Source organism: Mycobacterium sp. GA-1841 (genome assembly GCF_001954135.1).
In the GTDB taxonomy this organism is placed as follows: Bacteria; Actinomycetota; Actinomycetes; order Mycobacteriales; family Mycobacteriaceae; genus Mycobacterium.
In genome coordinates this window covers 1-19,233 of record NZ_MBEQ01000028.1, presented here as the reverse complement: position 1 = coordinate 19,233, position 19,233 = coordinate 1, and the positions used below count along the sequence as shown (strand labels likewise).

The 19,233-nt window shown below is 66.3% G+C and carries 22 protein-coding genes and 1 riboswitch; of the genes, 13 read left to right on the top strand and 9 right to left on the bottom strand.

From position 1 onward, the window contains the following. Window positions 1-60: 60 nt before the first annotated feature. On the top strand, window positions 61-966 hold the full coding sequence (locus A5740_RS08375; RefSeq protein WP_076193094.1) for an SAM-dependent methyltransferase: 906 nt from the start codon (window positions 61-63) through the stop codon (window positions 964-966). A 12-nt stretch (window positions 967-978) separates the two neighbouring features. Here the strand turns inward: A5740_RS08375 and A5740_RS08370 are convergent, their stop codons facing one another. The 5 genes from A5740_RS08370 to A5740_RS08350 all read right to left on the bottom strand — a co-directional run bounded on the left by A5740_RS08370 (window position 979) and on the right by A5740_RS08350 (window position 4,365). Then, window positions 979-1,605, bottom strand: coding sequence for an LON peptidase substrate-binding domain-containing protein (locus A5740_RS08370; RefSeq protein ID WP_076193092.1), 627 nt, complete (start codon window positions 1,603-1,605; stop codon window positions 979-981). A 68-nt stretch (window positions 1,606-1,673) separates the two neighbouring features. After that, on the bottom strand, window positions 1,674-2,804 hold the full coding sequence (locus A5740_RS08365) for a glutamate--cysteine ligase (RefSeq protein ID WP_076193090.1): 1,131 nt from the start codon (window positions 2,802-2,804) through the stop codon (window positions 1,674-1,676). Further along, window positions 2,785-3,495, bottom strand: coding sequence for a superoxide dismutase family protein (locus A5740_RS08360; protein WP_076193088.1), 711 nt, complete (start codon window positions 3,493-3,495; stop codon window positions 2,785-2,787). Before A5740_RS08360 ends, A5740_RS08365 begins: the two co-directional genes overlap by 20 nt. Window positions 3,496-3,505: 10 nt before the next feature. Next, window positions 3,506-3,979 (bottom strand): LytR C-terminal domain-containing protein, encoded by a 474-nt coding sequence (locus A5740_RS08355; RefSeq protein ID WP_139335014.1) that lies wholly within the window; start codon window positions 3,977-3,979, stop codon window positions 3,506-3,508. A 74-nt stretch (window positions 3,980-4,053) separates the two neighbouring features. Then, window positions 4,054-4,365: a DUF3263 domain-containing protein gene (locus tag A5740_RS08350; RefSeq protein WP_076193085.1), complete on the bottom strand. Its 312-nt coding sequence runs from the start codon at window positions 4,363-4,365 to the stop codon at window positions 4,054-4,056. Window positions 4,366-4,503: 138 nt separating this feature from the next. Here A5740_RS08350 and A5740_RS08345 point away from each other — a divergent pair, with 138 nt between their 5' ends. From A5740_RS08345 to A5740_RS08335, 3 genes are read left to right on the top strand one after another with little or no spacing between them, the layout of a single operon-like run. Next, window positions 4,504-5,097 carry a peptide deformylase gene (locus A5740_RS08345; protein ID WP_076193083.1) on the top strand — a complete coding sequence of 198 codons (594 nt, stop codon included), beginning with the start codon at window positions 4,504-4,506 and terminating at the stop codon, window positions 5,095-5,097. Beyond that, a complete protein-coding gene (locus A5740_RS08340) occupies window positions 5,097-6,017 on the top strand; it encodes a GNAT family N-acetyltransferase (protein WP_076193081.1) in 921 nt (306 codons plus the stop codon). The genes A5740_RS08345 and A5740_RS08340 overlap by 1 nt, the downstream gene beginning before the upstream one ends. A gap of 24 nt (window positions 6,018-6,041) precedes the next feature. Beyond that, the gene (locus A5740_RS08335) at window positions 6,042-6,854 is read left to right on the top strand and encodes an exodeoxyribonuclease III (RefSeq protein WP_076193079.1); all 813 of its coding nucleotides are present in this window, start codon (window positions 6,042-6,044) and stop codon (window positions 6,852-6,854) included. A 10-nt stretch (window positions 6,855-6,864) separates the two neighbouring features. Here the strand turns inward: A5740_RS08335 and A5740_RS08330 are convergent, their stop codons facing one another. From A5740_RS08330 to A5740_RS08320, 3 genes are all read right to left on the bottom strand, one after another. Further along, window positions 6,865-7,614 (bottom strand): TIGR00730 family Rossman fold protein, encoded by a 750-nt coding sequence (locus A5740_RS08330; RefSeq protein WP_076193078.1) that lies wholly within the window; start codon window positions 7,612-7,614, stop codon window positions 6,865-6,867. Continuing rightward, complete coding sequence (locus tag A5740_RS08325) at window positions 7,611-8,252, bottom strand: class I SAM-dependent methyltransferase (RefSeq protein ID WP_076193076.1); 642 nt, start codon at window positions 8,250-8,252, stop codon at window positions 7,611-7,613. The genes A5740_RS08330 and A5740_RS08325 overlap by 4 nt, the downstream gene beginning before the upstream one ends. 104 nt (window positions 8,253-8,356) lie before the next feature. After that, on the bottom strand, window positions 8,357-10,120 hold the full coding sequence (locus A5740_RS08320) for an MFS transporter (RefSeq protein WP_371454736.1): 1,764 nt from the start codon (window positions 10,118-10,120) through the stop codon (window positions 8,357-8,359). Window positions 10,121-10,282: 162 nt separating this feature from the next. Beyond that, a riboswitch (TPP riboswitch) is annotated at window positions 10,283-10,392 on the top strand. Between A5740_RS08320 and thiC the strand changes: the two genes are divergently transcribed. From thiC to A5740_RS08285, 7 genes are all read left to right on the top strand, one after another. After that, the gene (thiC, locus tag A5740_RS08315) at window positions 10,383-12,023 is read left to right on the top strand and encodes a phosphomethylpyrimidine synthase ThiC (RefSeq protein ID WP_076193072.1); all 1,641 of its coding nucleotides are present in this window, start codon (window positions 10,383-10,385) and stop codon (window positions 12,021-12,023) included. It overlaps the preceding riboswitch by 10 nt. Next, the gene (thiD, locus tag A5740_RS08310) at window positions 12,020-12,856 is read left to right on the top strand and encodes a bifunctional hydroxymethylpyrimidine kinase/phosphomethylpyrimidine kinase (protein WP_175616199.1); all 837 of its coding nucleotides are present in this window, start codon (window positions 12,020-12,022) and stop codon (window positions 12,854-12,856) included. Before thiC ends, thiD begins: the two co-directional genes overlap by 4 nt. Continuing rightward, window positions 12,853-13,485, top strand: a complete 633-nt coding sequence (locus A5740_RS08305; RefSeq protein WP_076193070.1) for an alpha/beta family hydrolase — start codon at window positions 12,853-12,855, stop codon at window positions 13,483-13,485. The genes thiD and A5740_RS08305 overlap by 4 nt, the downstream gene beginning before the upstream one ends. Then, window positions 13,482-14,021, top strand: coding sequence for a septum formation family protein (locus A5740_RS08300; protein ID WP_076193068.1), 540 nt, complete (start codon window positions 13,482-13,484; stop codon window positions 14,019-14,021). The genes A5740_RS08305 and A5740_RS08300 overlap by 4 nt, the downstream gene beginning before the upstream one ends. A gap of 46 nt (window positions 14,022-14,067) precedes the next feature. Beyond that, window positions 14,068-15,456: a cytochrome P450 gene (locus A5740_RS08295; RefSeq protein ID WP_076193066.1), complete on the top strand. Its 1,389-nt coding sequence runs from the start codon at window positions 14,068-14,070 to the stop codon at window positions 15,454-15,456. Between the two features lie 42 nt (window positions 15,457-15,498). Then, the gene (locus A5740_RS08290) at window positions 15,499-16,983 is read left to right on the top strand and encodes an NAD(P)/FAD-dependent oxidoreductase (RefSeq protein ID WP_076193064.1); all 1,485 of its coding nucleotides are present in this window, start codon (window positions 15,499-15,501) and stop codon (window positions 16,981-16,983) included. Between the two features lie 16 nt (window positions 16,984-16,999). Next, on the top strand, window positions 17,000-17,269 hold the full coding sequence (locus tag A5740_RS08285; RefSeq protein WP_076193062.1) for a hypothetical protein: 270 nt from the start codon (window positions 17,000-17,002) through the stop codon (window positions 17,267-17,269). Here the strand turns inward: A5740_RS08285 and A5740_RS08280 are convergent. Continuing rightward, a complete protein-coding gene (locus A5740_RS08280) occupies window positions 17,236-18,483 on the bottom strand; it encodes a TetR/AcrR family transcriptional regulator (RefSeq protein ID WP_076193061.1) in 1,248 nt (415 codons plus the stop codon). The genes A5740_RS08285 and A5740_RS08280 overlap by 34 nt on opposite strands. Before the next feature lie 96 nt (window positions 18,484-18,579). Here A5740_RS08280 and A5740_RS08275 point away from each other — a divergent pair, with 96 nt between their 5' ends. Then, window positions 18,580-18,804 carry a hypothetical protein gene (locus A5740_RS08275; RefSeq protein ID WP_139335013.1) on the top strand — a complete coding sequence of 75 codons (225 nt, stop codon included), beginning with the start codon at window positions 18,580-18,582 and terminating at the stop codon, window positions 18,802-18,804. 10 nt (window positions 18,805-18,814) lie between these two features. Then, entirely contained in the window at window positions 18,815-19,141 is a 327-nt protein-coding gene (locus A5740_RS08270) for a hypothetical protein (RefSeq protein ID WP_076193057.1), read from the top strand. Window positions 19,142-19,233: the final 92 nt, after the last annotated feature.

The window sequence follows — 19,233 nt, the reverse complement described above, 5'->3', positions numbered from 1 at the left end:
CCGACTCGGCCCGCCGGAGAATATGTCTGAAGTCGGGCTTTAGCGGGCACACTGGCAGCGATGACCAGAACTGACGACGACAGCTGGGAGATCACCGAGAGCGTGGGTGCCACGGCGCTCGGTGTGGCGATGGCGCGGGCCGCCGAAACCGCCTCCGACACCCCGTTGTTCACCGATCCCTATGCCCAGATGTTTCTCGACGCCGCCGCCACGCGGGGCTGGCGTCCACCGACCGGCGCGATGGCCCAGCGGGTCCGCACCATCGGCAATTACGCCGCCTCGCGCACCAGGTGGTTCGACGAGTTCTTCGTCGCCGCGGGCGCGGCGGGAATCCGTCAAGCCGTGATCCTGGCGGCCGGCCTGGATGCCCGCGCGTGGCGGTTGCCGTGGATCGACGACAGCGTGGTCTTCGAGATCGACCAGCCGCAAGTCTTGCAGTTCAAGGAAGAGGTGCTGGCGGCGCACCGGGTGGTGTCGAAGCCCCGCTATGTCCCCGTGGGCGTCGATCTACGTCACGACTGGCCGAAAGCACTGCAGGAGGCGGGTTTCGACCCGTCACAGCCGACAGCATGGTCGGTCGAGGGGCTGCTGCCCTATCTGCCCGCCGAGGCCCAGGATCTGCTGTTCGAGCGGATCACCGAACTGTCGGCACGCGACAGCCGCATCGCCGTCGAGGCTTTCAGCGCAGACTTCTTCTCCGAGGAGCACCTGGCCCGTCGTCGTGAGCTCATCGAGCAGATGCGCGCGGAGGCCGCCGAGACCGGTGACGAGATGCCCGATCCGGAGCAGTTGTGGTTCATCGAGGATCGGCCCCACGTCGCCGACTGGCTCAGCCGGCGCTGCTGGGAGGTGGCGGCCCTGCCGGCCGACGATCTGATGGCGCGCTACCACCGCACGCTGCCCGACGACACAGAACCCACCATGGCGACCGAATTCGTCGAAGGGGTGATGACGGCGGCCGGGTGACAGAGCGCGTCTTTACTCCGAAAGCTGGAACTCCACCATCGCCGTGACGGTGTCGACCGCTTCGCTGAGCGCCTCGACCCGAGCCGCCTCCGATGGTGCAGCCAGCAGCGAGTACCGGTCGGCCTGTCCCATCGGTAACCGAGCGGCCAAGGCGTACAAGCGGTTCTCCGCGTCCACTCGGGCCGACTCCACGATCTCGCGGCTACGGATCGGGGTGCCGCGCGCCTCGCCGATCCGGTCCAGCAGCGCCACCATCCGGTCTTCGACCTGGCCGATGCGGGTGGCGTCGGCCGGCTGGTCCGGATCGTCGGGCCACGGCTCGATCTCGGCACGCGGATACGGATCGTCGTCGAGCCACCGCTGCACCCGGATCCGTTCGCCCATCACACACAGCAGCCGATACTTGCCCACGCCGAACTCCTGACAATCGACGATCAAGGCCCGCGCGCCGACGTCGCAGCGCCGGTCACCACCACCCACCTCGCGTCCGGCCGAGATCAGCACCACCCCGAAAGACGGCTCCGGCATCGCCATACATTCGGCCACCATCGCCACGTAGCGCGGTTCGAAGATCCGCAGCGGCAGTTCCTGGCCGGGCAACATCGCCACTTCGAGAGGAAACATCGGTGAGACCGTCATCCGGCCAGGATCGTCCTCGGCCCCGATTTGGTCAATGCGCGTTTGGTCTTGCGCCGGCGCACCTGGGCTCAGATGTGTAGTTCGCCGATCAGGGCGTCGACGACTTCGCGAAGGTCGCCGTCGTTCTCCTCGGCCACCCGGCGCTGTCGTTGGTAGGACGCGCCGCCGCGGTAGATGTCGGTGACCGCGGCCAACTCATCGGCACACCGCAATGACTTGGCCACCGGCTCAAGACGATTCAACAACTCGTCGAGGTCCTCGGTGACCAGCCGCTCGTTGCTGTCGGCGTCCAGGATGATCACCGCGTCCAGTCCGTACCGGGCCGCGCGCCACTTGTTCTCCTGCACATGCCACGGCGGCATGGTCGGCAGTTCCTCACCGGCGTCGAGCCTGCGGTCCAGATCGACGATCAGACAGTGCGTCAACGCCACCAGCGCGCCCAGCTCACGCAAGTTGGACACGCCGTCGAAGATCCGCACCTCGACCGTGCCCAGGTGCGGGGAAGGCCGGATGTCCCAACGGATCTCGTTGAGATGGTCGATGATGCCGGTCTTCTTCTGATCGTGGACGAAGCCCTCGAACTCACGCCAACTCTGGAACTGGAACGGCAGACCGGCCGTCGGCAGCTGCTGGAACATCATCGCCCGGTTACTGGCATATCCGGTGTCCTCACCGTCCCAGAACGGCGACGACGCCGACAACGCCAGCAGGTGCGGATACTGATTGAGCAGTGAGGAGATGATCGGCATCACCTTGTGGGCCGAGGAGATCCCGACGTGCACGTGCACGCCCCAGATCAGCATCTGCCGCCCCCACCACTGGGTGCGTTTGATCAGCTCGGCGTACCGCGGCGCGTCGGTCAGTTGTTGTGCCGACCATTTCGCGAACGGATGGGTACCCGCGCAGAACAGCTCCATGCCGCGGTCGTGCACGATCTTGCGGACGGGGCCGAGGGTGCTGCGCAGGTCCTCCATCGCCTCACCGGTGTTGTCGCAGATCCCGGTGACGATCTCGATGGTGTTGCGCAGCAACTCCTTGTGCACGTGCGGGGTCTCGCCGACTTCGGCGATCACCTCGGCGGCGCCGTTGCTCAGATCACGAGTGTCGGCGTCGACGAGAGCGAACTCCCATTCGACGCCGACAGTGGGCCGGGGCGACCCGGCGAAATCGATCCGGCTGTCAGCCGGCGCCGATAACACCGCACGCCACCCGACTGCCGGCGTCGCCGGTGGCCAAGGTCGCCTGATCGGGGCCGGGCGCGCCGCCGATGACCTGCTGGTACTTCTCCGGCGGGATGTTGGCGAAGTTGTCCGACTTCTCGTGGATGATGATCGCGGTCTTCGCGCCGCCCGTCAGATCCTCGGCGGTGAATGCGTCGGTGGTGGTCACCAGCTTGCCCGAGCCGTCGGCACGGATCTGCAGCGAGCTCAGGTCACCGCTGGAGGGATGGCCCGTGTGTCCGGAGACCTGGAGATGGCCGCCGGCCGAGTTGAAGTCGCCCGGCGCGCCGCCGGTCGGAGCCACCGAGTTCGCCTCGCACTTGCCGACCGAGTGGATGTGCAGGCCGTGGAAGCCGGGAGCGAGCTTGCCCGGAGCGGTGGTCTCCACAGTCACGGTCGCGAAACCATCGGCGAACTGGAAGTCGGCGGTGGCCACGGAGGTCCCGTCGGCGGTCTTGAGTTCGGCGGTGAGCGTCTCGCCACCGGTGGTGGCCTGTGCTCCGTGCCCGCTGCCGTGCTCACCGGGAGCGGCCGAGGGCGAGGGCGATCCGGTCCAGATCGCCGGCGTCGTGCCGGGGGTGTCGGAGGGCACCTGGCCGGGAGGGCTGCAGGCGCTCAGCGCAACAACAGGGGCGGCGAACAAGACGGCAACACTGACGGGCTTCAGCATGGTCCAAAGCCTAGCCGGTGACTACCACGATCACTCCCGGTGGTTGCTCGAGAAGTTCCGGGCGCCGGGGTTCGACGGGTGCGTGCAGTACCTTGCCCGCATTTTCGGCGGCTTCCTTCTCATCGGGCGTGTCACCGAAGAACACCGTGGTGCCTGCGATGCCTTCCATTGGCGGCAGGTTGCCGGTCTCGGTGACGTTCCAGCGCGCCTCACGCAACTGGTTGGCCGCGGTTTCGGCGGCGCCCGCAACATCGGAGATGTTGTAGACCCGCACGTCGGCCTTGACCTCGGGGGCGGGTTCGGCCTTTGCCGACGTCTTCGCGGCAGTGGTCGTGGCGCTCGTCGTCGCCACGGACGACTGGTCCGCAGAGTCGTCATCGGAGCCGAGCGCCTGGAAGCCGACCAGCAGGAACACCACCCCGAGGAACAACAGCACCATCACCATGGCGCGCAGGGGTAGCCCGGAGGAGTCTCGCTGATTCATCGCCACCACTGTATCGAGCGAAGCGCCCGATCCCTCACTCCGGCCATCAGTCCTCCTCGCGTGCGGGAAGACCTTTAGGTGCTGATATCGAAGCCGAGCCGCCGCGCAGCCCGCGCTTTTTGACGGCTGGCCCGCAACCGACGCAACCGCTTGACCAGCATCGGGTCGGCAGCCAGCGCCTCAGGGCGGTCCACGAGCGCGTTGAGCACCTGGTAGTACCGGGTTGCCGACATCGAGAACAGCTCTTTGATCGCGTCTTCCTTGCTGCCCGCGTACTTCCACCATTGGCGTTCGAACGCCAAGATGTCGTGCTCGCGACGGGTTAGCCCATCGGTCAGATCAGAGTCATCCCCGGATTGCTCAGTCCGCGCGATAGCGCCGTCCATATTGCTCCTTGGACCCTTCCGACACTCGAAAAATTACATGGCTGTGGTTCGTCGATTATTCAACCACGGCTTGCTGGGTCTGGCTGACACATAAACCCGCGAGTCGGCCCACAACGATTGCCACCTTAAGCTTCCCCCATGGCCGTAGTACCGATCTGCATCGTCGGGGATCCCGTTCTGCACACGCCGACCGAGCCGGTGCCGGTCGGGCCGGACGGTTCGCTTCCCGCAGACCTCCCCGAACTCATCCAGGACATGTTCGACACCATGGACGCCGCCAACGGAGTTGGCTTGGCAGCCAATCAGATCGGTGTGGCCAAGCGGTTGTTCGTCTATGACTGCGCCGCCACACGCGGGCACACGACCCGCCGGCGCGGCGTGGTCATCAACCCGGTGCTCGAGACCTCCGAAGTGCCCGAGACGATGCCGGATCCCGACGAGGACGAGGAAGGTTGCCTGTCCGTTCCAGGCGAGAATTTCCCGACCGGCCGGGCCGACTGGGCGCGGGTCACCGGGCTGGACGCCGACGGGTCACCGGTCACTTTGGAGGGCACCGACCTGTTTGCCCGCATGCTGCAGCACGAGACCGGGCACCTCGACGGATTCCTCTATATCGACCGTCTCGTGGGCCGCCATGCCCGTGCGGCGAAGAAGACCGTCAAGCGCAACGGCTGGGGTGTGCCCGGCCTGTCCTGGATGCCCGGCGAGGTCCCCGACCCGTTCGGTCACTGATGCCCAACCTGCCGGCGCTCGGGTCCCGGATCAGCCTGCGTTACCGGCTGCCGGCCGGGTCGGCCAAGCCGCTCACCGATGTCATCGGGTACCTCGAACGCGCTGAGCCCACAGTTCAAATCCGCACCAAGGATGGCGAACTCGTCGAGGTGGCACCGGCCGATGTCGTCAGCGTGCGCGAGTTGTCGCACACCCCGGTGCGGGGTTCGCAGATCCGCGCGCTCGAACATGCTGCGGCACTGGCCTGGCCCGGCGTCGAACAGCAATGGCTGGGCGGTTGGCTACTGCGCGCCGGGCACGGGGTGACGAGCCGCGCCAATTCGGCGATCCCCTTGGGCGCGTCGGCGCAGATCGCCGATCTGGACGCGGTGCTCGCCTGGTACCGCCAACGCGACCTGCCGGCCTGGCTGGCGCTGCCCGAGCGACTGCTGCCGCTGCGCAACCCGGGCATCAAGCCGGCGCGGGTGATGGTGCGCGAGCTGCCCGCTCCGGCACCCACTGTCACACCGGCGCAACCCTCGACCTCCGGCGTCACGCTGGCGCAGCAGCCGGACGCGCAATGGCTCCGAATCTACGACCGCGAAGTTCCCCTCGACGTATTGACGGCCGTGGTCGACGGGCGGTTGACCTTCGCGACGGTCCCCGGATGCGCGGTCGGCCGTGGCGCGGTGACGACGGCGCCGGACGGCACCGTCTGGCTGGGCATCTCCTCGGTCCGGGTCTCCCCCGAGCATCGCCGTCAAGGCCACGCCCGCGCGGTCTGCCAGGCGCTGTTGGTCTGGGGCGTCGAGGCCGGCGGTACCCGGGCCTACGTCCAGGTCGAGGTCGACAACCACGAGGCCATCGCGTTGTACACGTCGCTCGGCTTCCGGCTGCATCACCAGACCCGTTATGTGGCGGCCGACGACCTGCTCGCCTGAGCCCGGCACGTACCCTCTAACCCCATGCGCCTGGCCACCTGGAACGTCAATTCGATCCGAACCCGAGTGGACCGCGTGGTCGACTGGCTGGAACGCGCCGACGTCGACGTTCTGGCCATGCAGGAAACCAAGTGCACCGACGCGCAGTTCCCGATGATGCCGTTCGCCGCGTTGGGCTACGAGGTGGCCCACGTCGGGCTCAACCAGTGGAACGGCGTGGCGATCGCCTCACGGGTTGGCCTCGACGACATCGAGATCGGCTTTCCGGGTCAGCCGACCTGGAGCAGCAAGCCCGAGGAAGAGGCCACCGCCGAGGCTCGCGCGCTGGGAGCCACGTGCGGCGGGGTGCGGGTGTGGAGTCTGTACGTGCCCAACGGTCGCACCCTGGCCGACCCGCACTACACCTACAAGTTGGGTTGGCTTGCCGCCCTTCGTGATACCGCCGCCGGATGGCTCAAGGACGATCCGGAGCAGCCGATCGCCCTGGTCGGCGACTGGAACATCGCACCCACCGACGAGGACGTCTGGGACATGGCCGCATTCAAGGGCAGCACCCATGTGTCCGAACCGGAGCGGGCCGCCTTCCAGGCCATGCACGATGCCCAATTCACCGATGTGGTGCGGCCTTTCACCCCGGGCCCCGGGATCTACACCTACTGGGACTACACCCAGCTGGCATTCCAGAAGCGCCGCGGCATGCGCATCGACTTCATCCTCGGGTCCCCCGGCCTCGCCTCCCGCGTGACGCACGCCGACATCGTCAAGGACGAACGGCGCCCCAAGAAAGGCACCACCGCCCCCAGCGACCACGCGCCCGTCGTGGTGGAGCTGAGCTGACGCTTGGCGGCTACGACGCCGACTCTGATGCCGACGCAGCGATGATCTCCACGGCTTCTGCCACACTGTCGGTGCAATGGAGCAGCGCCAAGTCTGATTCCGAGATCTTCCCTTCGCGCAGAACCGTATTGCGAATCCAGTCGATCAGACCGGACCAGTAATCGACGCCCAGCAAGATGATCGGAAACTCCGTGACCTTGTGCGTCTGGACCAGGGTGAGCGCCTCGAACAGCTCGTCGAGGGTGCCGAACCCACCGGGCAGACAGACGAATGCCTGTGCGTATTTGACGAACATCGTCTTACGGACGAAGAAGTAGCGGAAGTTGATGCCGAGATCGACCCAATGGTTGAGGCGCTGCTCGAACGGGAGCTCGATGCCGAGACCCACGGAGTAGCCGCCGGACTCACTGGCCCCGCGGTTGGCGGCCTCCATCGATCCCGGGCCGCCCCCGGTGATCACCGCATAGCCGGCCCGCACCAGCGCGATGCCCAGTTCCTCACCCAACCGATACTCCGGCGAATGCGGCTCGGTCCGAGCCGAGCCGAAAACCGTGACCGCCCTCGGCATTTCCGCCAAGGCATCGAAACCGTCGACGAACTCACCCTGGATTCGCAGTACCCGCCAAGGATCGGTGTGCACCCAATCAGTGGGGCCGCGCCGGTCGAGCAGGCGCTGATCGGCGGTCGAGGTGGCGCAACGGTCCCGCCGGAGCTGCACCGAGCCGCGAATCTGGAGCTCGGTGTCGTCGTTCTCGGTCACGTGGGTTTGACTCCCACGGTGATGACGTCGGAGATCGGCGTCCACACGGGCCGGCGCACCCGGTGCTGCTCGACGACGGTGAATCCGGCCGCCTCGAACAGCGCGCGCATCTCCTTCTCGGTGGGGCTGTGCGCGGGTGCACCGAGGTCGGCCGACAGCGCGTGCAGCGGCAGGAAGGTGCGGCGCGGGCTCATCGTCGTCACCGCGACCATTCCCCCGGGCGCCAGCACCCGATAGAACTCCGCGAGTGCGGCCGGCTGGTCGAAGAAGTGGAATGCCGACGTGGTCACCACCGCGTCCAGGAAGTCGTCATGGAAAGGCAGTTCCTCGGCAGGGGCCGACTTCCACCGCACGTCGCCCGAACGCTTGCGGGCCTGGGTCAGCATGCCATCGGACATGTCCAGGCCGTACACCTCATCGGGTTGCAGTTCCCGCTGGATACGGTCAGCCAGGATGCCGGTACCGCAGGCAATGTCGGCGATCGTGCGGGCACCGCGTTCCTGAACTTGGGCGATCACCTCATCCTGGGCGGGCCGGTACACCCAGCGCTGGAGGCAACCCTGGTCGTAGGCCGGTGCGGCGACACTCCAGAAGCTCGTGATGGCGTCGTTGAATCCGCGGCGCTGTGTGGTGGTCACCGACCCGAGTGTAGGTCGACCCCTCAGGCCTGATTGTCGGCTCCCGCCTCTCAGGCTTGATTGTCGGCTCCCGCCTCTCAGGCCTGATTGTCGGCTCCCGCCTCTCAGGCCTCGTTGTCGGCTCCCGCCTCCGTCCCATACCGGCCCGCACTGAACATCGACGCCACCGCACCGATCACCATCATCACCGCCGCGGCGGTGAACACCACCGTCAATCCGGAATGGAACGGCTCGGTGATCAGCTGCGGGAAGAACGTCTGCCCGGTGATCACATCGGCGTTCACGCCGGGTTGATGCAACGCGTCATAGGGCGCGAGCAGTTCGGCCATGGGGTTGTAGCCCAGGAAGGCTGCGAACAAGCTGCCGACCGGGGGCAGGCTCGCCACATCGTGAGCCACCGATGCCGAAACCCCTTGCTGCGTCAGGCCGTTGGTCAACGCTGCAGGCAACGTGTTGGCCAGCCCGACGATCATGAGCGAGAAGAAGATACCGATCGACAGTGAGTTGCCGGCGTTGAAGAAGGTGGACCGCACGCCGGAGGCCGCCCCACGCTGACCGGCCGGCACGCTCGACATGATGGCCGCGGTGTTGGGGGCGGTGAAGATGCCGCCACCCAGGCCGTTGAGGAACACCAGGATCGCGAACACCCAATAGTCGAAGTTGACCGGGATGAGCAGCAGGGCGACGAAGGTGGCCGCCATCAGCAACATGCCGCCGACGGTGAGCGGTCGCGCGCCGATGCGATCCGACAGCGATCCCGCGATCGGTGCGGCGACCAGGAATCCGACGGTGACCGGCAACAGGTAGATACCGGCCCACAACGGAGTCGACTCGAAGCTGTAGCCGTGCAGCGGCAGCCAGATGCCCTGCAACCAGATGATGAGCATGAACTGCAGCCCGCCGCGGCCCACCGACGACATCAGCCCGGCCAGGTTGCCCATGCCGAAGGCCGCCGATTTGAACAACCGGATGTCGACCATGGGCGACGACACCTTCAACTCGACGATGCAGAACGCCACCAGCAGCAGCAGGCCGACGACGATGGCGCCCAGCACCCACGGGCTGGTCCAACCGGTCGTGGAGTCCCCGTAGGGCTGGATGCCGTAGGTGATGCCGATGAGCAGCACCGTCAGGCCCAGCCCGAAGGTCAGGGTGCCGGCCCAGTCGAGCCGTCCGGCGGTGCGGACACCGAGTTCTTTGAGGGAGCGGTAACTCCAGATGGTGCCGATGACACCGATGGGCACACCCACCCAGAAGACGGCTTTCCAATGCCATTCGGACAGGAAGCCACCGATCAGCAGGCCGAGGAACGACCCGGCGACGGCGGCCACCATGTTGGTACCCAGGGCCATCCCGCGCTGGTTGGCCGGGAAGGCGTCGGTGAGGATCGCCGAGGACGACGCCATCAGCATGGCGCCCCCGACGCCCTGGATGACGCGCCAGCCGATCAGCCAGACGGCGCCGCCACCGAGTTGGAACGGGTCGAAAGACAGTGCGATCGCGGCCACGGTGAAGACCACAAAGCCGAGGTTGTAGATGCGCACCCGGCCGTACATGTCGCCGAGGCGTCCGAACGGCACGACGAGTACTGCGGTCACCACGAGGTAGCCCATCAGCATCCACAGCAGGTAGCTGACGTTGCCGGGGGCCAGCGGGTTCAGGCCGATGCCGCGGAAGATCGCGGGCAGCGAGATCAGCACGATCGAGGCGTTGATCGAGGCGAGAAGGATGCCCAGCGTGGTGTTGGACAGCACCACCCACTTGTAGAAGGGGTGGTCGTGGTCTATCCGTTTACGGCGGTCGGCGGTCTCGGCCTCTGCGCTGTCGACGCCGGCCACAGGTTTGGTCATTTCAGCTTCAGTCGTCATCTCGTATCGCTTCAAGAACAAAATCGGAGGTCGTCAGGACCCGAAACCATGCAAAACACATATATTAGCTATGCAAATCAAGGCAGGGCAACTCGAACGGTTTCTGTCAATTGGCTGACTCCCGGTATCCCTGGCCGCGCGCCTGCGCTACGTTGGGGACTGCAAACCACACGCGGGAGTGCGCACGAGCGCACTGAGAGGACGGGTACGCCCGTCGACCGTAAGAACCTGACCGGGTAATGCCGGCGTAGGGAGATGAAAAATGAGTAGTTCTGTTGACGGCACGTTCCACAGCACGGTCGACGCATCCGTGACCACCGGTCCGATCACCGGAAGCACCAAGGTCTATCGCGAGATCTACCATGACGGCACCGCGATGCAGGTGCCGTTTCGCCGGGTGAACCTCACCAATGGCGAGCACCTGGACCTGTACGACACCTCGGGCCCCTACACCGCCGACGACGCGGTGATCGACCTGAACACGGGTCTGCCGCCGCGTCCGGCAGTGGTCAAAGACCGTGGCACGCAACTGCAGCGGGCCCGGGCCGGCGAGATCACCGCCGAAATCGCGTATATCGCTGAACGCGAAGGTGTTTCCGCCGAGCTGGTGCGCGACGAGGTGGCCCGTGGGCGGGCGGTCATTCCGGCCAACCACAACCATCCCGAGGCCGAGCCGATGATCATCGGCAAGGCGTTCGGCGTGAAAGTCAATGCCAATATCGGTAATTCGGCCGTCACCTCCTCGATCGGCGAAGAGGTCGACAAGATGGTGTGGGCCACCCGGTGGGGCGCGGACACCATCATGGATCTGTCCACCGGCAAGGACATCCACCAGACGCGGGAGTGGATCCTGCGCAATTCCCCCGTTCCGGTCGGCACCGTGCCGATCTACCAGGCACTCGAGAAGGTCAACGGGGATCCCACCAAGCTGACGTGGGAGATGTACCGCGACACCGTGATCGAGCAGTGCGAGCAGGGTGTCGACTACATGACCGTGCACGCCGGCGTGCTGCTGCGCTACATCCCGCTCACGGTCAAGCGCGTCACCGGCATCGTGTCCCGCGGCGGGTCGATCATGGCGGCCTGGTGCCTCGCGCACCACACCGAGTCGTTCTTGTACACCCACTTCGAGGAATTGTGCGAGATCCTGGCCCGCTACGACGTGACGTTCTCCCTCGGTGACGGATTGCGGCCCGGTTCCATCGCCGACGCCAACGACGAGGCTCAGTTCGCCGAGCTGCGCACGCTGGGTGAGCTGACCAAGATCGCGAAATCCCATGGTGTGCAGGTGATGATCGAAGGTCCGGGCCATGTCCCGATGCACAAGATCGTGGAGAACGTGCGCCTGGAGGAAGAGCTCTGCGAGGAAGCGCCGTTCTACACACTGGGCCCGCTGGCCACCGATATCGCCCCGGCCTATGACCACATCACGAGCGCGATCGGTGCAGCCATCATCGCCCAGGCCGGCACCGCGATGCTGTGTTACGTCACGCCGAAGGAACACCTGGGCCTGCCCGACCGCAAAGATGTCAAGGACGGGGTGATCGCCTACAAGATCGCCGCGCACGCGGCCGACCTGGCCAAAGGCCATCCTCGCGCGCAGCAACGTGACAATGCGCTCTCCACGGCCCGCTTCGAGTTCCGCTGGCACGATCAGTTCGCGCTCTCGCTCGATCCCGACACCGCCCGCGAGTTCCACGACGAGACCCTGCCTGCGGAGCCGGCCAAGACCGCCCACTTCTGCTCGATGTGTGGGCCGAAGTTCTGCTCGATGCGCATCACGCAGGACATCAGAGACGCCTATCCCGACGGGGTCCCGGACGACATCGCAGCGGGCATGGCCGCCAAGTCCCAGGAGTTCGCCGACCACGGCAACCGCGTCTACCTACCATTGGCGACGTGAACTACTTGCCGTTGGCACCCGCCGGGGACACACCGCGACGGGTGATGACCATTGCCGGGTCCGATTCCGGCGGTGGCGCCGGAATCCAGGCCGACATGCGGACCTTCGCCATGCTCGGCCTGCACGGATGCGTCGCGGTCACCGCCGTGACGGTGCAGAACTCGGTGGGTGTCAAGGGTTTTCACGAGATCCCGGTCGACATCGTCTCTGACCAGATACGGGCAGTCGTCACCGATATCGGCATCGAGGCCGCCAAGACCGGGATGCTGGCGTCTGCGGAGATCATCACCACGATCGCCGATACCTGGCGCGCGGAGGGGCTGGCGTCCACCGTGCCGCTCGTCGTCGACCCGGTCTGCGCATCGATGCACGGCGACCCGCTGCTGCATCACAGTGCGCTGGATGCGCTGCGCACGGAGTTGTTCCCGCTGGCCACGCTGGTCACGCCGAACCTCGACGAGGTGCGGCTCCTGGTGGACATCGATGTCGTCGATTCCGCCTCCCAGCGCGATGCGGCGCGTGCGCTGCACGCGTTGGGGCCGCAGTGGGCACTGGTCAAGGGCGGGCATCTGCGCTCGTCGGCAGCCAGTCCCGATCTGCTGTTCGACGGCACCGAGTTCCACGAGTTCCAGGCGCCCCGGGTCGACACCGGACACGATCACGGCGCCGGCGACACCCTCGCGGCGGCGACGGCATGCGCTCTGGCCCATGGCCTTTCAGTTCCCGAGGCGGTGGCGTTCGGTAAAGCGTGGGTGACCGAATGTATCCGGGCGGCATATCCCCTGGGCCACGGGCACGGACCGGTGAACGCGCTCTTCCGGTTGCCGCGATGACGCTCGAGGAGATCGCGGGCGTCGCGCACGAACCGGAAGGACCGGCCCAGGGCGTCGTCATCCTCACTCACGGCGCGGGCGGCAACCGCGACGCGGCGATGCTGATCAAACTCTGCGATGAGTGGGCATCCCGGGGTTGGCTGGCCATCCGCTACAACCTGCCCTACCGCCGGCGCAGGCCGAAGGGGCCACCGTCCGGGTCAGCCGCTGCTGACCAGGACGGGATCGCGGAGGCGATCGCCCTGGCCCGCACTCTCAGCGACGGCCCGGTGATCGCGGGTGGTCATTCCTACGGCGGCCGGATGACGTCGATGGTGGCGGCGGCGGGCGATAAAGACGCGCCGGATGTCCTCACACTCTTCTCCTACCCGCTGCACCCGCCGGGCAAGCCCGAACGTGCCCGCACCGAGCACCTGCCCCGCATCACGGTGCCCACCGTATTCACCTGTGGCACTTCCGATCCGTTCGGCACGGTCGACGAGCTCACCGCTGCAGCGGCAAAGGTGTCCGGTCCGACCGAGCTCGTCGTCATCGAGGGTGCGCGTCACGATCTCGGGTCCAAGGCCGTCGACGTGCCGGCCCTCGCCGTGGACGCGGCCTTGCGGGCACTCGATATCGTCGAGCCATGACCTACCCGCCCGGTCCGCCGAATCACAACTACCCGCCGCCTCCGCCACAGCCGTATTCCACCGGGGCGGGCCAGTTCTCGGCGCCGCCACCGAAGCCTTCCTCGGCCCTCAAGTGGGTGTTGTTGGCGGTCGTCGTGTTGATTGCGCTGGTGGTCGCTGCCGGCGCGGTGTTCTATCTGGCCCGGGACCGCGGTGCCACCGACGCCAGCCAGATCAAGTCGGGGGACTGCCTGGCCGAGATTCCCGACAGCAGCCGCGTGCTCTACGTCAAGACGGTGAGTTGCGATCAGCCGCACAAGGGTGAGGTGTTCGCAGTACTGTCGCTGCCCGACGGGGATTTTCCCGGCGACACCGCGGTGATGAAATACACCGACAAGTGTGCGCCTGCCCTCGCCGGCTACGCCCCCACGGCCCACGAGGAATCCGGGATCCAACTGTTCGTGCTGTATCCGACCGCGGACTCCTGGCAACGCGGGGACCGCACCGTCACATGCATTGCGACCAGCAAAAATCCCCGAACTGGGAAAATAGGGTAACGCACTACGCTAGGCCGTCCGACGCCGACGACCGGAGACTCGACGCATGGTCGAGATCCAGCTCGCGCCGGCGTCGACGGCGCTGCCCCTGGCACCACGTAATCCGCTGCCCTACCGGCAGCAGCTGAAGTCGTTACGGGACTTCGCCGTCGGTCAGCTGCGACTGCACGAGGCCGGCGGTCCCGTGACCCGAGCCGTGCTCGGTCCTCGGTGGCTGATCCCTCCGCTTCTCCTGGTCGCCACCCCGCAGGGCGCGCACGATGTGCTCAGCCGGCGTGACGGCGTCGTCGACCGCGGCGGTGTCACCACGATGGTGCAGCTGCGGCAGCTCATGGGCGGCAACCTGCTCGACCTCCCGCATGACCGCTGGCTGCCGCGCCGTCGCACCTTGCAGCCGATGTTCACCAAGCAGCACGTCCCTCGGTACGCCGGTCACATGGCGGCCGCGGCGCAGTCGTTGACCGATGGGTGGATACACGGTGAGCGCATCGACCTCGACAATGCCTGTCGTGTCCTGACTTTGCGCGCCCTGGGCCGCTCGGTGCTGGGGCTGGACCTCGACGAGCGGGCCGACGAGATCGGGCCGGCGTTGCGCACGGCGTTGTCGTGGGTGGCCGACCGTGCGGTGCGACCGGTCAACCTTCCCCAGTGGTTCCCGACGGTGGGCCAGCGCCGCGCCCGGGCGGCCAACGCGCGGCTCCACCGGTTGGCCGCCGAGATCCTCGCCGTGGTGCGTGCCGAGCCCGGCCGGGACGCGCCCCTGGTCCAGGCACTCATCGAGGCTACCGACCCGGATACCGGTCGCCGGCTCACCGACGACGAAATATGCCATGAATTGGTGCTTTTCATGCTTGCCGGGCACGACACCACGTCGACCACGCTGTGCTATTCGTTGTGGACATTGGGCCGCCGCCCTGACATCCAAGCCCGGGTTCACGACGAGGTCACCGCGCTCGGTGAGCGCATGCTCACCCCGGACGACGTGCCACACCTCGACTACACGGTGCGGGTACTGCACGAGGCATTGCGGTTGTGCCCACCCGCTGCGGGCATGATCCGGGTACTCAGCGAAGAGATCACGGTCGACGGCTATCGGGCAGAGGCCGGATCGATGGCGAGCGTCGACATCTATGCCCTGCACCGGGATCCGGCGCTGTGGGACGATCCGTTGACCTTCGACCCGGACCGGTTCACCCCGGAGCGTTCTGTCGGCCGAAATCGCTGGCAGTACCTGCCTTTCGGCGGCGGGCCACGATCCTGCGTCGGCGATCACTTCGCCATGCTGGAGGCCACCCTGGCGCTGGCGACAATCGTGCGTGAGGTCTCGATGTGCTCGCTGCACGACGAGTTCCCGGTGGCAAGCCCGTTCACCGTGGTCGCCGCGGGGCCGGTTCCGGCCCGCGTCACCAGGCGAAACGCGTCGCCGCCGGGGTGACCCCTCGACAAAGTACCCAGTACCTGCGGTACTGTTTGCGGCATGGGCCCGGGAAATTTCGAGGCGATCATCGTCGGCGCCGGTTTCGCCGGCATCGGCGCGGCCATCCAACTCAAGCGGCTGGGCATCGACGACTTCGTCATCCTGGAACGCGAGGAAGACCTCGGCGGCACCTGGTACGTCAACCATTACCCGGGCCTGGCCGTCGATGTGCCCACCACGACGTACTCCTATTTCTTCGAGCCGAATCCACAATGGTCGCGGTTGTTCTCCACGGGCGCCGAGATCAAGCGCTACGCCGACGACGTCGCCGACAAGTACGACGTGCGCCGGCACATCCGGTTCGACACCACGGTCGAGGGCGCCCGCTGGGATGAGGAAGCCTCGCTCTGGCGCGTCACGCTGACCGAGGGCGAGGTGCTCAGCGCCCGGTTCCTGTTCACCGCCACCGGGTTCCTGTCCCAGCCCCGCACCCCCGACATCCCCGGCATCGACGATTTCGGCGGCACCGTCATCCACACCACGCAGTGGGACGACAGCTACCGTCCCGACGGCCGGCGGATCGCGATCATCGGCACCGGCGCCACCGCCGTCCAGCTCATCCCCGAACTGGCCAAGACAGCCGCGGACCTGACCGTCTACCAGCGCACCCCGATTTGGGTGGTGCCCAAGATCGACCTGAAGTTCTCCGCCCGGATCAAGTCGTTGTTCGCCCGGGTCCCGCTGACCCAGCGCGCGGTGCGGGCGGTCACCGACGGCATCTATGCGTTCATGGTCGACACCGCGGTGCTCAAGCACCGGCACTTCCGGCGGTTCAACATCGCAGCGGCCGATCTGGCCAAGCTGCACCGGTTCGCCTCGATCCGCGATCCCGAGCTGCGCCGCAAGCTGACCCCGGATTACGACTTCGGTTGCAAGCGCCCGACATTCTCCAACAGCTACTACCGGACGTTCACCAAACCGCACGTGCACCTTCAGGCCGACGGCATCGAACGCGTCGAAACCGACGGGATCGTCAACGCCGACGGCACCACGACGAAGATCGACACCCTGGTGCTGGCCACCGGGTTCGATCTGTGGGAGGCCAACTTCCCGGCCATCGAGGTGATCGGACGCGACGGCCGCAACCTCGGAAAGTGGTGGCGCGAGACGCGTTTCCAGGCCTATCAGGGTGTCTCGATGCCGTATTTCCCGAACTACCTGAGCCTGGCCAGTCCATACGCATTCCTGGGATTGAACTTCTTCAACACCATGGAGTATCAAATGCATCTGATGACGCGGTTGTTCGGCGAGGTCAAGCGTCGCAACGCGACGACGTTCGAGGTGACCGAGCAGGCCAATGCCCAGTACCTGGACCGCATGACCGAGGCGCTCGGCGATTCGCTGTTCACCCTCGGAAACTGCGCATCGGCACGGTCGTACTATTTCAATCCGGCCGGTGAAGCCACGCTCCTCCGACCGATGACGACCCGCCGGGCCGTCGCAGAAGCTTCACGATTCCCGTTGAGCGACTACACATTTGCCTGATCAGAGAGGATCACACATGGCAGAGGGCAACAACTCCACGCTGGCCAAGATCGCCGGACTCGGGCTGGCCGGTGCCGGTATCTCACATTTCGTGAAACCGCAGCTGTTCGAGTCGATCACCAAGCCGGCGTTTCCCAAGAACACGCAGAAGCACATCTACACGAACGGCAGCATCGAGACCGCCATCGGTGTGGGGCTGCTCGTGCCCAAGACCCGCAAGCTGGCCGCCATCGGCTCGCTGGGTTACCTGGCCTACCTGGCCGGCAACGCCGTTCGTAATCGGTAACGACCGAGCAGCGTGAGATCGATCATCGTCGAGACGACGGCGCGGGCCGGCTCGGAGTTCTGATAATTCATGAGCCGGCCCAAGTCGATCACCAAAGCCATCGCCGCATGAACGGCGAAGCGCGCCTGCCCCGCACTCCACTGCGGGTGCACCGGCGTGACCACCTCGACCCAGGATTCCACGGCCGCACGCTGCAGGTCGCGCAGGATCTTCTGGTCGGCCGGGGTCATGTTCAGACGTTCGGTGTAGTAGACGTAGTCGAGTTCGGGGTGGTCGAACGACCGGGCCACGTAGTCGTCGATCAGGGCCCCAAGCGCCTGCTCGGGATCCTGAGCCGCACCGAGCACCTCGGCCATGTCCGCCGACAGCCGGTCGGCAGCCCGGCGGAACCCGGCGGCCAGGATGTCGGATTTGCCGGAGAAGTACCGGTAGATCCCCGAGGCGGGCATGCCGACCGCGGCGGCGATGTCCTCCATCGTGGTGTCGCGGTAGCCGTTCAGGTTGAACAGTCGCATCGATTCGGTGAGCAGCGCTTCGTATTTGGTGGTGGTCACCGCGGGCTGGGGGGTTTCCACCGGATCGCTCGCCGTGGGGAATTCGGGCAGTTCGGCGGCCAGCACGGTGTCGCAGATGTCGGCCAGCAGGGCGCGAACCTGCCCGGCCGGCAGTTTGGACCGGTGGTCGACGACGCTGCCGATCACACCGAGGACTGCGGTCGACATCGTCCAGCGTTCCCGCGAGCTCAGCTCGGGCCGCAACTGCGTCAGTGGCCGATGTATCCGGCGGTGCACGGTGCGTACCTGCGCATCCAGGGTGCTCTGGTCGTCGCCGCGCAGATAGCGCGCCTCCCAGCGGTGCAGGCCGCCGGATTCCCGGTTGGCCAGCGCGGTGTCGCTGAGCGCGGCGACGATCCGGCGCAGCTGCTCCTGCGGGTCGCCCTCGGCTTCGTCAGCGAACGTCGTCCCGTCGACAAGTTGCTGGCTGAGGTTGAGCACCGCGTCGCGAAACAATTCGTACTTGCTGGAATAGTGCCGGTACAACGCGGCTGCCGAAATTCCGACCCGCGAGGCGATGGCTTCCATGCTCACCCCGTGGTAGCCGAGAGCGCTGAAAGACTCCGCCGAGGCCCGCGCTATCTGGGCCTTTCGATCCTTCGGTCGTCGTCGCACACCATTGGCACCGCTGTCCATCGACCGGGGCGAGGTGCGCGCCATTCCGTCACCCTAACCGACCGAACAGCCGGGTCAAAATGGTGGTTCCAGTGAGAATCGTCATTAACATAGATGGCATCGTCGCTGGATGGGGGTCTCGTGCTTGCCAGGTTGCGAAGGTTGCTGGCCTACCGCGCCGCCCTCGGCGAACTGATCGTCGTCGCGGTGGTGCTGGGGGTGCCGTACCTCTTGATCGGCACCGTCTGGTCCGGCACCCATACCGATCACCTGCAGTCGATGGCCGGTCTGGATGCGGTGGTGTCGTTCCTCGGGTCGATCGTCTCGTGGCCCGTTTTGCTGTTCACCGACGTCTGTATGACCTGAAGGGGGATGCGTGAGTTATCGCGCTGTCTACATCGGACTGGCCGGCGCCGTGGTGCTCGCCATCGGGCTGTACCTGATGAGCATGCCGGTCTATCTGAATGACTTCGACCAGTACGGCATGCAGATCCCCTGCGGGTCCGGGTTCTCGGCTCACCTCGTGCAGGCCACCGCGGCCGGCCAGGAATACGTCGACAAGTGCGGGAGCGCCCTGACGATGCGTCGGCTGTGGACCATCCCGGTCGTCGCACTCGGAGCACTGGCACTGATCGCCGTACTGTTCCGCGCCGCGACGTCATCGGCACACGAATCCCTGCTGCCCAAGCGCGATACGCCCTGACCTGAGCCGCGGGACTTGTCGGTGGTCGAATGTATGTTCGAATCATGCAGGCAGGTGCGGTTGAGGCGGTGGCGGCGTTACGGTCCGCCTAC